General features: G+C 60.5%; 1 protein-coding gene and 1 pseudogene. Both read left to right on the top strand.

What is annotated here, in order from left to right; all coding sequences use genetic code 11:
* Positions 1-249, top strand: a pseudogene (locus L691_RS32785) (polysaccharide deacetylase); the annotation flags it as partial.
* Positions 250-346: 97 nt separating this feature from the next.
* Positions 347-1,515 (top strand): DUF58 domain-containing protein (locus L691_RS0112490; RefSeq protein WP_025690857.1); only part of this gene is annotated, 1,169 nt, incomplete at its 3' end.

The raw sequence follows: 1,515 nt of genomic DNA on the forward strand, positions 1-1,515 counted from the left end.
CAGGTGAGCTGGGATATCGGTACTCACAGCGGCCTGGCGGTGCTGAATGGGCGGACAATAACAGCGGATACGGATGGCGGCGGACTCGCCTTTACCGCTGGGGACGGGGACCGGGGAGCAGTCGCCTCGGAAGTTACTCTTCGAGGCGGCGCCATCTGGCTGCCGCTGAGGGATTTGCTGGAGTCCGCTGGACATCGCCTGCTGGGAGCGACATCGGTTCCGGAAGAACGGAGGGTAAAAGCGTCCTAAAGCCGCATACACGAACACCGGGAATATCGCAAGGTCTGTCTTTTCCTTTTCATGGGAATAATAATGACAAATCCCTAAGGAAAAGGAAGGATGTCCATTGACGAAACCAATCCGCAGGCCCGATAGCCCTGCCGTCTCTCCGAATCCGAATCTGCCCGGTCAATGGGCGCGGGCGCTGGCCGCAATGGGCATCATCTCAGGGCTGTACGGCTGGCTTGGCGGCTCTGCCCTGCTGTTTATCCTAATATTTATCGGGTTGGTCATGTTTGGCGGGCTCTTGCTGCAGGTTCTCGGCCCTAGTAAATTTGAGCTCGTCCGGACGCTTTCTCCGGTTCAGCCGACGGCGGGGAACAGCGTGCTGGTAACGGTTGTTCTCCGTTTTCGCTGCCGGCTGCCGATTCCCTGGATGATGATTGAAGAGCATTGGACCTGCGGGGATCATCGTCTGCTGCTGTTCCCCGGATTCCGGCGTTCATTTCAATACGCCTATAATCTGGAACGGCTCCCCCGGGGCCGCCAGCAGCTGCGTTCCTGCCGCGTCACCTGGGGAGATTTGCCGGGTTGGTTCACCGGAACAAGCGCTCCCGAGGGGAACCGTGACTTTAAAGTGCTGCCGGCACCGCTGTATTGCGGAGCGATCCCCGCCGATTCCGCCGCCGGACCAGGGATAGTCTCAGCCATGAGTCGGAAATGGAAGGGAGCGGAGGAAGAGTCGGATATCCGAAATTATCAGCCTGGAGATCCGATGAACCGGGTGCACTGGAAAAATACGGCCCGGTGCGGCTTCCTGCAAAGCCGCGTTCCCGAGAGGGAGAAAGGGCGCATGTTCTGCGTCGTCCTGGACAACTGCCCGGCTTCCTATGAAACGCCGTGGGAAGCGCTCCCTTCCCGGGGAAGCCGTTTGCCGGGAACACCGGCCTTCGAGCTGGCCGTCTCGGCCGCCTTGGGTCTGCTGCTTACTGCGGAACGCGCAGGCTCCTACGCTCAATTGTTCACCGGCGGCTGGCCGGAAGGAATGGCAAGATACGAGGGAATGGGCATCATCCCGGCCAGAGTGCTGGATACGCTTGCCGATGTGGCGCCGGATGGAGCGCGTACGCTGGCAAGGCTGCTGGAAGACGCCTCGCGGCAGTGCATTCCGGGCATGAGCATTGCGGTGATCACCGGCCGCCCGGACCGGGAAGCCGCATTGACAATCTCCCGGCTGCTCGCTCAGGGGATCAAGGTGGATCTCTATTATGTATGGGACAGGACTGCATCCGTTCG

The sequence above is a fragment of the Paenibacillus zanthoxyli JH29 genome (genome assembly GCF_000520715.1).
Classification (GTDB): domain Bacteria; phylum Bacillota; class Bacilli; order Paenibacillales; family Paenibacillaceae; genus Paenibacillus_AQ; species Paenibacillus_AQ zanthoxyli.